The 13283-nt window shown below is 69.1% G+C and carries 14 protein-coding genes and 2 pseudogenes; 6 read left to right on the top strand and 10 right to left on the bottom strand.

Features of this window, described 5'->3' with window-relative positions; translation table 11 throughout:
• The first annotated feature begins 39 nt into the window (after positions 1-39).
• Entirely contained in the window at positions 40-1305 is a 1266-nt protein-coding gene (locus tag AADR41_RS16500) for an ATP-binding protein (RefSeq protein ID WP_342282147.1), read from the top strand.
• A gap of 36 nt (positions 1306-1341) precedes the next feature.
• Here AADR41_RS16500 and AADR41_RS16505 read toward each other — a convergent pair whose 3' ends face one another.
• A complete protein-coding gene (locus AADR41_RS16505) occupies positions 1342-1875 on the bottom strand; it encodes a GtrA family protein (protein ID WP_342282148.1) in 534 nt (177 codons plus the stop codon).
• A gap of 220 nt (positions 1876-2095) precedes the next feature.
• On the opposite strand from AADR41_RS16505, the gene AADR41_RS16510 reads away from it, so the two are divergent.
• Genes AADR41_RS16510 through AADR41_RS16520 form a run of 3 tightly spaced genes read left to right on the top strand, consistent with a single transcriptional unit; the run spans position 2096 to position 5001 of the window.
• Positions 2096-3247: a 5-(carboxyamino)imidazole ribonucleotide synthase gene (locus AADR41_RS16510; RefSeq protein ID WP_342282149.1), complete on the top strand. Its 1152-nt coding sequence runs from the start codon at positions 2096-2098 to the stop codon at positions 3245-3247.
• Positions 3244-3783 carry a 5-(carboxyamino)imidazole ribonucleotide mutase gene (gene purE / locus AADR41_RS16515; RefSeq protein WP_342282150.1) on the top strand — a complete coding sequence of 180 codons (540 nt, stop codon included), beginning with the start codon at positions 3244-3246 and terminating at the stop codon, positions 3781-3783. The genes AADR41_RS16510 and purE overlap by 4 nt, the downstream gene beginning before the upstream one ends.
• 6 nt (positions 3784-3789) lie before the next feature.
• Positions 3790-5001 carry a dipeptidase gene (locus AADR41_RS16520; protein WP_342282151.1) on the top strand — a complete coding sequence of 404 codons (1212 nt, stop codon included), beginning with the start codon at positions 3790-3792 and terminating at the stop codon, positions 4999-5001.
• An 8-nt stretch (positions 5002-5009) separates the two neighbouring features.
• Here AADR41_RS16520 and AADR41_RS16525 read toward each other — a convergent pair.
• Positions 5010-5354 (bottom strand): annotated as a pseudogene (locus AADR41_RS16525) (VOC family protein); the annotation flags it as partial.
• Between the two features lie 116 nt (positions 5355-5470).
• Here AADR41_RS16525 and AADR41_RS16530 point away from each other — a divergent pair.
• Positions 5471-5980, top strand: a complete 510-nt coding sequence (locus tag AADR41_RS16530) for a CGNR zinc finger domain-containing protein (RefSeq protein WP_342282152.1) — start codon at positions 5471-5473, stop codon at positions 5978-5980.
• A 109-nt stretch (positions 5981-6089) separates the two neighbouring features.
• Here AADR41_RS16530 and AADR41_RS16535 read toward each other — a convergent pair whose 3' ends face one another.
• Positions 6090-7433 carry a UDP-glucose dehydrogenase family protein gene (locus AADR41_RS16535; RefSeq protein ID WP_342282153.1) on the bottom strand — a complete coding sequence of 448 codons (1344 nt, stop codon included), beginning with the start codon at positions 7431-7433 and terminating at the stop codon, positions 6090-6092.
• 209 nt (positions 7434-7642) lie between these two features.
• On the opposite strand from AADR41_RS16535, the gene AADR41_RS16540 reads away from it, so the two are divergent.
• The gene (locus AADR41_RS16540) at positions 7643-8800 is read left to right on the top strand and encodes an acyl-CoA dehydrogenase (RefSeq protein WP_342282166.1); all 1158 of its coding nucleotides are present in this window, start codon (positions 7643-7645) and stop codon (positions 8798-8800) included.
• A gap of 196 nt (positions 8801-8996) precedes the next feature.
• Here AADR41_RS16540 and AADR41_RS16545 read toward each other — a convergent pair whose 3' ends face one another.
• The 7 genes and pseudogenes from AADR41_RS16545 to AADR41_RS16575 all read right to left on the bottom strand — a co-directional run.
• A complete protein-coding gene (locus AADR41_RS16545; protein ID WP_342282154.1) occupies positions 8997-9464 on the bottom strand; it encodes a hypothetical protein in 468 nt (155 codons plus the stop codon).
• A gap of 90 nt (positions 9465-9554) precedes the next feature.
• On the bottom strand, positions 9555-9779 hold the full coding sequence (locus AADR41_RS16550; protein WP_342282155.1) for a DUF397 domain-containing protein: 225 nt from the start codon (positions 9777-9779) through the stop codon (positions 9555-9557).
• Between the two features lie 452 nt (positions 9780-10231).
• Positions 10232-11062, bottom strand: coding sequence for a helix-turn-helix domain-containing protein (locus AADR41_RS16555; RefSeq protein ID WP_342282156.1), 831 nt, complete (start codon positions 11060-11062; stop codon positions 10232-10234).
• Positions 11059-11583, bottom strand: coding sequence for a DUF6879 family protein (locus AADR41_RS16560; RefSeq protein WP_342282157.1), 525 nt, complete (start codon positions 11581-11583; stop codon positions 11059-11061). Before AADR41_RS16560 ends, AADR41_RS16555 begins: the two co-directional genes overlap by 4 nt.
• Positions 11567-11758, bottom strand: a complete 192-nt coding sequence (locus AADR41_RS16565) for a hypothetical protein (protein ID WP_342282158.1) — start codon at positions 11756-11758, stop codon at positions 11567-11569. The genes AADR41_RS16560 and AADR41_RS16565 overlap by 17 nt, the downstream gene beginning before the upstream one ends.
• 181 nt (positions 11759-11939) lie before the next feature.
• The gene (locus AADR41_RS16570) at positions 11940-12812 is read right to left on the bottom strand and encodes a hypothetical protein (protein WP_342282159.1); all 873 of its coding nucleotides are present in this window, start codon (positions 12810-12812) and stop codon (positions 11940-11942) included.
• Positions 12813-12845: 33 nt separating this feature from the next.
• A pseudogene (locus AADR41_RS16575) lies at positions 12846-13283 on the bottom strand (helix-turn-helix domain-containing protein); the annotation flags it as partial.

Raw genomic sequence — 13283 nt, forward strand, 5'->3', positions numbered from 1 at the left:
GGCCACCGTTCCGGGAAGAGCCGACGAGCAGAAGCAATCATGCGCCGCAGACTGATCAACTCCACACTCGCCGTGGTGCTCGTGGTGATCGCCGTCTTCGGCGTCTCCCTCGTCATCGTCGAGACCCGCACCATCAGCAACAGCGCCCAGGAAAGCGTCGACTCCGATGCGCTGCGGCTGATCAGCGTCGTCGAGAGCCGGCTGCTGGAGGACGAGCGGATCACCCCCGTACTGCTGTCCCAGCAGATCACCAGCAAGCGCTACGCGCTGGTCAAGATCCCCGGCAGGGCCCCGCTCGAAGTGGGCAAGCGCCCCACCGGCAGTGTGATCAGCAGCACGGCCGAGGGGGAGCGCGGCGAGAAGGTCACCGTCGAGGAGTCCAGCTCCGCGGTCACCCGCGAGGTCGGCCGCACCCTGATGATCATCGGCGCGGTGGCGCTGCTGGCCATCGTCTCCGCCGTGCTCCTGGCCGTACGCCAGGCCAACAAACTGACCTCACCGCTGACCGACCTGGCCGAGACCGCCGAACGCCTGGGCTCCGGCGACCCCCGGCCGCGCCACAAGCGGTACGGGGTGCCGGAGCTGGACCGGGTCGCCGATGTCCTGGACTCCTCCGCCGAACGGATCGCCCGGATGCTGACCGCGGAACGCCGGCTGGCCGCCGACGCCTCGCACCAGCTCCGTACGCCGCTCACCGCGCTCTCCATGCGGATCGAGGAGATCTCGGTCACCGACGACCCGGACACGGTGAAGGAGGAGGCGAACATCGCCCTCACCCAGGTCGAGCGGCTCACCGACGTGGTGGAGCGGCTGCTGACCAACGCCCGTGATCCGCGTACCGGCTCCGCCGTCGTCTTCGACCTCGACGAGGTCGTCAAGCAGCAGATCGAGGAGTGGCGTCCCGCCTACCGCAGCGCGGGCCGGGCCATCGTCCGCTCCGGCAAGCAGGGGCTGCGGGCCGTCGGCACGCCCGGCGCCGTGGCCCAGGTGCTGGCCGCGCTGATCGAGAACTCGCTGATGCACGGCGGCGGCACGGTCGCGCTGCGCACCCGGGTCACCGGCAACCAGGCGGTGATCGAGGTCACGGACGAGGGTCCGGGGGTTCGCCCCGACCTGGGCGCCCGGATCTTCGAGCGGACGATCAGCGGACGCAATTCCACCGGCATCGGCCTCGCGGTGGCCAGGGACCTCGCGGAGGCGGACGGCGGCCGCCTGGAACTGCTCCAGCAGCAGCCCGCGGTCTTCGCCCTGTTCCTCAGCCGGGTGGCCCTGAAGCGGCAGGAGCCGGAACGCCCGGTGCGGTGAGCGGCGGGCGGCCGCGATCCGCCGCGGGACCGCCCCTCAGCGACGCGCCGCCGAATCCGCCTCGACCCGCGGTACCCGCTCCGTCCGCCCCTGCCTCACGACCCCCTCGACGCCCGGCGCGGCCTTCGCAGCCCCGACGGGCAGCGCCTTGAACACCCACGTCCGGTAGGACCAGAAGCGGAACAGCGTCGCGATGCCGATCCCGAGGATCTTGAAGACATTGCTCTGGACCGGGGTGTCCCACCCGAAGCCGTACGTCGCGGTGTAGAGCACACCGGTCTCGATGACCGCACCCACCGCGCTGAACACCAGGAACAGCGTCAGCTCGCGGGTCCGTCCGCTCTTGTCGCGGTCCCGGTAGGTCCAGTACCGGAAGCCGATGTAGTTGCCCAGGACGGCGACGAAGGTGGCCAGCAGACCGGCCCGTACCGTCGGGATGGCGGTGTAGCGCCAGAGCAGGTTCGACACCACGATGTTGACCACCAGGCCGACCCCGCCGACCACGCCGAACTTGGCGACTTCCCGGGCCAGCAGCTCCAGCCGGGTCCGCAGGGAGCCCCGTTCGCTCATGGTGATCGCTCAGCCCGTCTGTCGCTCGCGTGGACGCCGGTCGTGTGGATGTCGCTCACGTGTACGCCGGTTGTATGGATCCAGTCATGCTAACCAGCCCGTCCACGGGCCGCCCGTGGATGCCGTGAGCGGTGTGGCGATGCTGTGACACGACGGCCCGGCCCGGGGAGGCAGGAGGGCGTCGTCGGGAGCTTCCCGGGGCGGCGGATACCCTGGAGGAGTGACGTTCCCGGTAGTCGGCATGGTCGGTGGCGGTCAGCTCGCCCGTATGACCCACGAGGCGGGCATCCCCCTCGGCATCAAGTTCAAGCTCCTCAGTGACACCCCCCAGGACTCGGCGGCCCAGGTGGTGAGCGAAGTCGTCGTGGGCGACTATCGCGACCTGGACACGCTGCGCGCCTTCGCGCGCGGCTGTGACGTGATCACCTTCGATCACGAGCACGTGCCCACCGAGCACCTGCGGGCCCTGGAGGCGGACGGCATCCCCGTGCGCCCCGGTCCCGACGCGCTGGTGCACGCCCAGGACAAGGGGGTGATGCGCGCGAAGCTCACCGAGATCGGCGCGCCCTGCCCCCGGCACCGCATCGTGACGGACCCGGCCGACGCCGCGGCCTTCGCGGACGAGGTCGGCGGCTTCCCCGTGATCCTCAAGACGGTCCGCGGCGGCTACGACGGCAAGGGCGTCTGGGTGGTCCGCTCCGAGGCGGACGCGGCCGACCCGTTCCGGGCCGGCGTGGCGGTCCTCGCCGAGGAGAAGGTCGACTTCGTACGGGAGCTGGCGGCCAACATCGTCCGCTCGCCGCACGGCCAGGCCGTCGCCTACCCGGTCGTCGAGTCGATCCAGGTCGACGGCGTCTGCGACACGGTGATCGCCCCGGCGCCGGAGCTGGACGAGCACCTGGCCGGCGAGGCCCAGCAGCTCGCGCTGCGGATCGCCGCCGAGCTGGGCGTCGTGGGCCACCTCGCCGTCGAGCTCTTCGAGACGCGCGGACCCGACGGGAAGCCCGGCATCCTGGTCAACGAGCTGGCGATGCGCCCGCACAACTCCGGCCACTGGACCCAGGACGGCGCGATCACCTCCCAGTTCGCCAACCATGTCCGGGCCGTGCTCGACCTGCCGCTCGGCGACCCGCGCCCGCGCGCCACCTGGACAGTCATGTCCAACGTCCTCGGCGGCGACTTCCCGGACATGTACCAGGCGTACCTGCACTGCATGGCCCGCGACCCGCAGCTCAAGATCCACATGTACGGCAAGGACGTGAAGCCCGGCCGCAAGGTGGGACACGTCAACACCTACGGCGACGATCTGGCGGACGTGCGGGAGCGCGCCCGGCACGCGGCCGACTACCTGCGAGGAACGATCACCGAATGACCTCCCCCGCCACCGCCGCGCCCGTCGTCGGCATCGTCATGGGCTCGGACTCCGACTGGCCCGTCATGGAAGCAGCGGCCAAGGCCCTCGACGAGTTCGAGATCCCCCACGAGGTCGACGTCGTCTCCGCCCACCGCATGCCGCACGAGATGATCGCGTACGGCGAGCAGGCGGCGGGGCGAGGTCTGAAGGCGATCATCGCGGGCGCGGGCGGTGCCGCCCACCTCCCCGGCATGCTCGCCTCGGTGACCCCGCTGCCGGTCATCGGCGTACCGGTCCCGCTGAAGTACCTGGACGGCATGGACAGCCTGCTCTCCATCGTGCAGATGCCCGCCGGTGTGCCGGTTGCGACCGTGTCGGTCGGCGGCGCGCGCAACGCCGGTCTGCTCGCCGCCCGGATCCTCGCGGCCCACGACGGCGAACTGCTGGCCCGGATGCGGGAGTTCCAGCAGGAGCTGAACGACCAGGCGACGGAGAAGGGCAAGCGGCTCCGGAGCAAGGTCCAGGGCGCCGACTCCTTCGGCTTCGGGAAGTAGGCCGCCGTGGAGCAGGCACAGCAGGCGGCCCGGCTGGAGCGGGCACGGCGGCTCCTCGCCGAGTACCCCGTCGTCGACGGTCACAACGACCTGCCGTGGGCGCTGCGCGAGCAGGTCGGCTACGACCTGGACGCCCGTGACATCGCCAAGGACCAGTCCGCCCATCTGCACACCGACATCCCGCGGCTGCGCGCGGGCGGCGTCGGCGCCCAGTTCTGGTCCGTCTACGTACGGACCGACATGGCGGGCGACGAGGCCGTCAGCGCCACGCTGGAGCAGATCGACGTGGTCGACGAGCTGATCGTCCGGCACCCCGCCGACCTGCGGCGCGCGTTCACCGCCGACGACATGGAGGCGGCCCGCGCCGAGGGCCGGATCGCCTCCCTGATGGGCGCCGAGGGCGGCCACTCCATCAACAACTCGCTGGGCACCCTGCGCGCCCTGCACACCCTGGGCGTCCGCTACATGACGCTCACCCACAACGACAACATCGCGTGGGCGGACTCGGCGACCGACGCTCCCCGCATCGGTGGCCTCTCGCCGTTCGGCCACGAGGTCGTACGCGAGATGAACCGCACCGGCATGCTGGTCGACCTCTCCCACGTGGCGGCCGGCACGATGCGCGACGCGCTCGACACCTCCACGGCGCCGGTGATCTTCTCGCACTCCTCGGCGCGGGCGATCTGCGACCACCCGCGCAACATCCCCGACGACGTCCTCGGCAGGCTCCGGGTCAACGGCGGCATCGCCATGGCCACCTTCGTGCCGAAGTTCGTCCTGCCGGCGGCCGTCGCCTGGACGCAGGCCGCGGACGCGAACATGCGCGCGCACGGCCTGCACCACCTCGACACCACCTCGCAGGCCATGCGGGTGCACGCCGACTTCGAGGCGGCCCACCCGCGTCCGATGGCCACCGTGGCGACCATCGCCGACCACCTCGACCACATGCGCGAGGTCGCCGGCATCGACCACATCGGCATCGGCGGCGACTACGACGGAACGGCCTTCCTGCCCGACGGTCTCCAGGACGTCGCCGGCTACCCGAACCTGATCGCGGAGCTCCTCGGCCGCGGCTGGTCCGACGCCGACCTCGCCAAGCTCACCTGGCGCAACGCCGTACGGGTGCTGCGCGACGCCGAGGACGTGGCGCGCGAGCTGCGCAGCCGGCGCGCCCCGTCGCACGCCACGATCGAGCAGCTGGACGGCGCGGCCGTCTGAGCCGTCGACGGGTGGCCCGCCGGGTCCGCGTAGACCCGGAAGCTCCGCTCCCGGTCCTCCGCCTCCAGCACCGTGGCGCCCAGCGCGAGCACTTCCTTCTCCGCCGCGTCCAGATCCGGCACGGTCAGGTCCAGATGGATCTGCTGCGAGGCGTCCGCGCTCGGCCACCGCGGCGGTACGAAGCCGGGAGCGTCCTGGAACGCGAGCAGCGTGCCCCCGGTCCCGGTCAGCTCCAGCCAGCCGTCGTCCTCACCGGGCGTGATCTCACCGCCGAGCAGCCCGGCGTAGAAGCTCGCGAGCGCGGCGGCGTCTGGGCAGTCCAGGACGACGGCACCCAGGGTGGCGACAGCCATGACAATTCCTCCTCCGGACGAATGAATACAGCGGGTTACCCGTAGAGGCCCTCAGCAGGTAACCGTTACTGCATGCTCCCGCAAAGGAGGTAACGTCGCAACCATGAGGTCGCACCATGAGTGAGAAGGATTCCGCGCCCGGGGAACTCGTACTGATCGAGACCCTGGTCAACACCCTGGACGTCGAGACGGGCGCGGACACACTCGACACGGCGGACGGGCGCGCCGCCTTCGGTCTCACCGAGCGGGACGTCCCCGAGGCCCGGGAGCTGCGCGAGGCGCTCCGTACCGCCTGCCTGGCCCATGCCGGCCACCGCCCGCCGGGCGATGCCGCGCCCCCGCTCGACCGGCTGCTCGCCGGGGCGCCGCTGCGCGTCACCGTGGACGCGGCGGGCGCCGCCGCACTGCGCCCCGCCACCGAACCGGCCGGGCTGACCGCCCGCGTCGCCGCGGCCATCGCCGGCGCCGCGGCCGACGGCACCTGGGCCCGGCTCAAGGCGTGCGAGGCGGAGGACTGCCGCTGGGTGTACTACGACCGCAGCCCGGCGGGGCGCCGGCGCTGGTGCTCCATGTCGGTGTGCGGCGCCCGCGCCAAGATGCGCACCTACAGGGCGAAGCGCGGCTGAGGCTCCACTTCCCGGTCTCCGGTCCCGGTCTTCGGCACCGGCCTTTGGTCCACGGTGCCGCCCTCCGGCCCTGGTCCCCGCGCTCCCCGCGCTCCCCGCTCTCCCAGCCTCAGGCCGTCGGGCGTCCCATCGCCCGGTACGTCCAGCCGGCCTTGCGCCACAGCTCGCTGTCCAGCGCGTTGCGGCCGTCCAGGATGATCCGGCGGGACGCGACCTCGCCGAGCGCCGCCGGGTCGAGCTCGCGGAACTCCCGCCACTCCGTCAGGTGCAGCACCACATCCGCGCCGCGCACCGCGTCCAGCGCCGTGTCCGCATAGCCGAGGGTCGGGAAGAGCCGCCGGGCGTTGTCCATGCCCTTCGGGTCGAAGACCGTGACCTGGGCGCCCTGGAGGTGGATCTGCCCGGCCACGTTCAGCGCCGGCGAGTCCCGTACGTCGTCCGAGTCCGGCTTGAACGCCGCGCCCAGCACCGCCACCCGCTTGCCGAGGAACGAATCGCCGCCCACGGCCTCGCGGGCCAGCTCCACCATGTGGCCGCGGCGGCGCATGTTGATCGAGTCGACCTCGCGCAGGAAGGTCAGCGCCTGGTCCGCGCCCAGCTCGCCGGCGCGTGCCATGAAGGCCCGGATGTCCTTGGGCAGGCAGCCGCCGCCGAAGCCGATCCCGGCCCGCAGGAACTTCGAACCGATCCGCTCGTCGTGCCCGATCGCCTCGGCCAGCTTCTTCACATCGCCGTCGGCGGCCTCGCAGACCTCCGCCATCGCGTTGATGAACGAGATCTTCGTGGCCAGGAAGGAATTGGCCGCGGTCTTCACCAGCTCGGCGGTCGGGAAGTCCGTCACCACGAACGGCGACCCCTCGGCGACCGGCACCGCGTACACCTCGCGCAGCAGCTTCTCGGCCCGCTCGCTCGCCACGCCGACGACGATCCGATCCGGGTGCAGGGTGTCGTTCACGGCGAAGCCCTCGCGCAGGAACTCCGGGTTCCAGGCCAGCTCCGCCTCGGCGCCCACCGGCGCCAGCTCCGCCAGCCGCGCCGCGAGCCGGGCCGCCGAGCCCACCGGGACGGTGGACTTCCCGACGACCAGGGCGGGCCGGGTCAGGTGCGGTGCCAGAGACTCGAACGCGGTGTCCACGTAGCTCATGTCACAGGCGTACTCGCCGTGCTTCTGCGGAGTGTTCACACAGACGAAGTGCACATCGCCGAAGGCCGCCACCTCCTCGGGGGAGGTGGTGAACCGCAGCCGTCCGGTGGACCCCTCGATACCCTCGACGTGCTTGCTCAGCAGCTCTTCCAGCCCCGGCTCGTACATCGGAACCCTGCCGGCGGCGAGCATCTCGATCTTCTCGGGCACGACATCGAGGCCGAGCACTTCGAAGCCCAGTTCCGCCATGGCCGCGGCGTGGGTGGCGCCGAGGTAGCCGGTGCCGATCACAGTGATCCTGAGGGCCATGGAACGCTCCTGGAAGATGCGGACGGACGTGCGGTGAACGAGCATAGTCGTGCTCCCGAAGGCCCGGATTCCGGCCGTCCGCCCGGCATCGCCCACGCTTTCCGACCCCCTGTCGTGAAGCTCACGCGGGCTTTGCATAGGCCATCGCGGGCGCAGCGCTCTAAAATTGGGTTACTTAACGGTAGTTAGCGTCTTGGGGAGTGAGCGTCTTGGCGGGTTCGACCGATTTCGACCTGTACCGTCCGGCCGAGGAGCACGAGATGCTCCGGGAGACGGTGCGTGCGCTCGCCGAGGCGAAGATCGCCCCGCACGCGGCGGCGGTCGACGAGGAGGCGCGCTTCCCGCAGGAGGCGCTGGACGCCCTGACCGCGGCGGACCTGCACGCGGTGCACGTGCCCGAGGCCTACGGCGGCGCGGGTGCCGACGCGCTGGCCACGGTCATCGTGATCGAGGAGGTGGCCCGCGTCTGTGCCTCGTCCTCCCTCATCCCGGCCGTGAACAAGCTGGGCTCCCTCCCGGTGATCCTCTCCGGCTCCGAGGACCTGAAGAAGAAGTACCTGGGCCCGCTGGCCAAGGGCGACGGCATGTTCTCGTACTGCCTCTCCGAGCCCGACGCGGGTTCCGACGCGGCCGGCATGAAGACCAAGGCCGTCCGTGACGGCGACTTCTGGGTGCTCAACGGCGTGAAGCGCTGGATCACCAACGCGGGCGTCTCCGAGTACTACACGGTCATGGCCGTCACCGACCCGACCAAGCGCTCCAAGGGCATCTCGGCCTTCGTCGTCGAGAAGTCGGACGAGGGCGTCTCCTTCGGCGCCCCGGAGAAGAAGCTCGGCATCAAGGGCTCGCCGACCCGCGAGGTCTACTTCGACAACGTCCGCATCCCCGCCGACCGCATGATCGGCGAGGAGGGCACCGGCTTCGCCACCGCGATGAAGACCCTGGACCACACCCGCATCACCATCGCGGCCCAGGCCCTCGGCATCGCGCAGGGCGCCCTCGACTACGCCAAGGGCTACGTCCAGGAGCGCAAGCAGTTCGGCAAGCCGATCGCCGACTTCCAGGGCATCCAGTTCATGCTCGCCGACATGGCCATGAAGTTGGAGGCGGCCCGCCAGCTCACCTACTCCGCCGCCGCCAAGTCCGAACGCCTCGACGGCGACCTCACCTTCTTCGGCGCAGCGGCCAAGTGCTTCGCCTCCGACGTGGCGATGGAGATCACCACGGACGCGGTCCAGCTGCTCGGCGGCTACGGCTACACGCGGGACTACCCGGTGGAGCGGATGATGCGGGACGCGAAGATCACCCAGATCTACGAGGGCACGAACCAGGTCCAGCGGATCGTCATGGCGAGGAACCTGCCGTAGCGGTTGCTTTCGCAGTTCAGAGGCTGTTCCGAAGGTTCGAGGGGCACCTTTGACGAACCATGCAGCCCCCGGCACGGAGCCGGGGGCTGTTCTCGTACGTCGATCAAGCGAACTCTGATGCCTGCGTGGGGCCGTCCACGCCGGGCTTCGGCGCCGTCGCGATGACAGTCCTGCCGCGATCTCTGCGTTGCTTCGACTACATGATCGGACAGGCCAGTTCAGGAATCGCACGATTAGGGGAACACGTCACTACTGCCAGGGACAGATACGAGGGGCGTTCGAGGTAGCAGCCGTACGACACGTCACCACCCGAGTGCAGTTGTTCGGCAGCAGCGTTCACCAGCTGGGCCAGACGCGTGGCGTCCTGGTCCCTCTCCGACGCGCACCGAGAGGCGTACTCCGCCAACCGCTCACCGAGCCATGAGGCTGCTTCCTTCGCCTCATCCCACGTGCCACGAACCAAGGAACGCGGCTTGACCAGCCAGTACACCGTTTCCAGCGGTGGCAGATCAGAAATAGGAAACTCTGCGGCTACCTCGCGGTGCCGCTGAATCAGTTCTGGTCCGCTCTCCGCAGGGGGCGGCTCAGGATACGGGGGCCGTCGTAGTGCCTCCTGATCAAAGCGCTCTTTGGGGCCGGTCCACAGGTAGCCGTGATGGTGCACCAGTTGTTCCCGTCCAGGGGTGGAGGTCGCAGGACCAACCGGCTCCGGTCTTACGGAGAGTGGCCGGAGCCGGTTGGAGAGGGCGGAGAATCAGACGTTCAGGCCGAACCGCGCCGGGTCGATTCCGGCCGCGTCCAATTCCTCCGTGGTGAAGCGCAGCGGCTGCGCGTCCGGCCGCTTGCTGTCACCGACGGCCCAAGCGTCGTCGCCGATGCGGGCCAGGGTCACGCATCCTTCGGTGCAGGGGCCGCCACAGGCCTTCACGAACGAGGCCCCGTTGATATCGAGTGCGTACAGATCGGTTCCGTCCAGCATCACTGCACCTTCCTGCCCAACTGATCACGGCCACGGCTGGCCGCCGCCGCCCATGTCGGACGGGAGCTCAAGGGAGATAGGGAGGCGAGCGCGCGATGCTCTCGGAGCTACGACCCGGATTCCTCGGCGGCGGCCGTCAGACTTCGCGCCTCGGCCGCGATGCGAAGCGCCTGGGCTGTCCGCTACCACGCCATGTCTGCATATCCGTCAGTGCGCTTCCGCTTGGTGCCGACGCAGCTTGACGTTGCAGTCGGACGCGGCACTGTGGTCCCCCGTGGACCGCGCGTTCTTGCGGGCAACGGACAGAGGCAGGCAGTCAGGGCAGCCGGGTACCGCTGGGGGCTCACTTGGGAGTTCGCCCAGGTACGTTCCTGCTGTTGCCCGAAGCTGAGGGCCGGGATTTCTCTCTTCGCTCTCCATGGAGCCATTTTCGGTGGCTCGCAGGTGCGGCTCTAGCCTGTTTCCTGTTCCCGCAAAAATCCGTCGCGGATATCCTCGACCAAGCTCCACATTTCGCCGCCGGACAGTGCCGCCTGCTCGAATGCTTCAAACTTATCGACGTAGAGCTCCACATCTCTGGGGTCCGTGACGACCACCTCTGCGTGGACGGTTTCTATCGTGACCATTCTGCCGTCGCGGATGACGAATGCGTGATTTGCGATGTCGTGCTGCCGAACCCGCAGGGGAACTATGCGGATGTCCACATGGGGGAGTCGTGAAATGGAAACGATGCGGTCGAGCTGTGCAGCCATCATCTGTGGCGGGACGATTTGCCACCGAAGGACAGGTTCCGTGATGACGAACCGCAGTGCCTTCGTGCTGTCGTATAGGACTGCCTGGCGTTCGAGCCTCCCGCTGATCGTCCGTGCCAGCGCTTCCTCGCTCAGCCGATGACGTCGCAGAACAGCTCGGATGTACTCCGGCGTCTGGAGCAGGCCGGGAACCAGTGCCGGTTGGAACAGCCGCAGCATCGACATCTGGGCTTCCAGAGCCTTGGCGGCCTGCTGGCCTTTGTGGACTCCGATGCGCTTCAGGAGTCGCCATGCCGTCGCTTCCGTCGCCGAGGTGCGGGCGGCCTCTGCGTACTCCGCCTTGACCTCGTCCGAGACGCCGATGGCTGTCAGGATGCGCTCCACATCCGTCGCGCCGGCCGCGAGCTTCGCATTCTCGATCTTGGACAGTTTGGACGGAGACATGAGGGCGCTGCGTGCCACTGCTTTGGCTTCCTTCCCGGATGCCACTCGCAGCGCCCGCAGCGCGGCTCCAAGCTGTGCTCTGTTCACGCCCTGTGCTTGGCCCACCATTCGGCGAATGGTTCAGCGTGCGCGAGTGCCGCGTCGCGGTAGCGTGTGAATTCTGCCGTTCGTTCCGGCGGCAGAGATTCGGATCCCAGGTACCCCCCGCTTCCGTCGTAGTTCATGACGGCCACGGATTCAGAGTCGAAGAGCCAAAAGTCCGGAACGCTCTCCAAGGGGTTGGGTCTGTCGGTGATGTCGAGGATGAAGAATTCTTCGCCCCCGGTCACATTCTTTTGGTAGCCCCAGCCGAGTTCGAACCTGAGATAGTCCGTGAGTGGGCGGGAGAGAATGTGCACCCGGTATACCCGCTTTCCCTTCCCGGTGTGGGAGCGGAGCTCTTCGACCCAGTCGGCGTTGTAGTTGTCCGGCTGCGGCTCCCCGGCCAGGAACGCGTGATAGGCGTCGACGCTTCCCGACCTGCTGTAGTCGTCCAGGGTTTCCAGCCGGAACGACTCGTGCTTGAACGTGTCGAAGAGGTCGCCGAGAGTCCTAGACGAGGTTGTCACGGATGGCCTTCCGGATCAGTTCGATCGGGATCTCGACGAGGGTTTCGTGAGCGGGAAGCCGAAGTCCGTGATCGGCCGGGGTCTCGCCCTGCACCAAGAGGGTGCCGCGATCTGTCGCGTAGATCGTCGGGCAGTCCTTGATGTCACACGTGCTGACCAGCTTGGTGACCTTCATGGTCTGAGATCTCCTCTCCTCTTCTGTGCCGCTGCCGCTGCCGGTACCCGGCATCTGGGTTGATGCTCCCGATGGCCGGGAGCATCGGTCAAGCAATCGCGGTTGACGGAACGGGAAACCGCGCGACCTGAGCCAAGCCGACTCGCACGCCGCCTGCCCGGGGCGGGGAGACCGGGCTGGGTCACTCCCCGGTGAAGACGTCCTCGACGGTGGTGGCGGTGGCGGCGCGGTTGAGCCACTGGCGCAGGAGCTGGGGGTCGTCGCAGCCGGTGATCTTCTCGCGGGTCTCTTCGTCAAGGGCGATGCCGCGTGCTTCGAGGACCAGCAAGAGTCCTTCTGCCCGGCCCTCCGCCCGGCCTTCGTCCCGGATTTCTTCCGAGAGGGGGGACTTGTAGAAAGAGAGATCCACGGCCACCAGGTTCCTCCACTGTTGTGCGGCCGGGCGGTTGCCCAGGCCCTGTGCGGTGAGTTCGACGATGGGGTCGGCGATTGCTTCCGGTGTGTCCCGCAGTGCGGCGGACAGGGTTTTCAGTATGGCACCGACGTCCGGATTGTCAGCGTGTGTGATGGCGGCCAGGGTGGCGAGCGCGAGGTCCTTGCGGGCCTCGGCCACGTCGGTGATGACCGGCATGTTGTGCGGCCCCGCGACGAGGGGGTTCAGGGTGAGTGTCTGCCATTGACGGACCCCGATGGAGATGGGCCGCGCGGCCCATTCGGCGGTGGCCTGATCCTGGCAGACGACCAGCAGCAGGACGGGTAACCCGTACCTGTTGTGGAGGTAGCTGACGTAGTACGGCCAGCTGGCTGTCTTGCGCGGGTCCTTCTTGCCCTGGGCCTCAATGGCGAGAACGAAGGGTCCGTCGTGCTCCGTCTCGATGCGCAGGAGGGTGTCCACCCGGCGTTCGACGGGACGGGCCTCGGTGAGGTCGGTGGGCAGGGCGGTGGCCGAGGTGGGTGGTGGGATGTCGACACCGAGTACTTCGGATACGCGGGAGAAGAGCCCCGGGTACTCCTGGAAGATGCGGTGCATTGCCTCATGTGGCGAGCTGACCATGGAGGTCCGTTCGGGTCGTGGGTGATGTTCCGGTCAGGCGGCTGTGTGGAGGTCTGTCAGGCAGTCGCGGCAGTGGCCGGGGTGGCGGGAGCGGAAGGCGCGGTCGCAGCCGTCGCAGTTCTGGAGCGGGATGACGATGACGCCGGGGCGTGCGAGTGCGGCGACGTCCTGCGCTCCCGGGAGCGGTGGTGGCAGGAGCGTGGTGATGCGGTGGCGCAGGAGCTTGGCGGGGTGTTTCAGGGGGCTCGGGAGGTCGGTGGTGAGGGTGTGGCGGACGGTGTCGGGGTGTGCGTCGCGTTCGAGCCAGGTGGCGACGCCGGGAGCGAGGGCGTGGATGTCGTGCTCGGAGAGGACCAGTTGAGGTGCGTGGCGGCGCAGGTCGGCGAGGAGCGCGGCGGCCACGCGCTGGAGCTCCGGCGTGAGTTCCTGGGGCTGGGGGAGCGGTGGTGGCGGCGTTGTGCGCGCGGTCTG

The sequence above is a fragment of the Streptomyces sp. CLV115 genome, assembly GCF_038448545.1.
GTDB lineage: Bacteria > Actinomycetota > Actinomycetes > Streptomycetales > Streptomycetaceae > Streptomyces > Streptomyces sanglieri.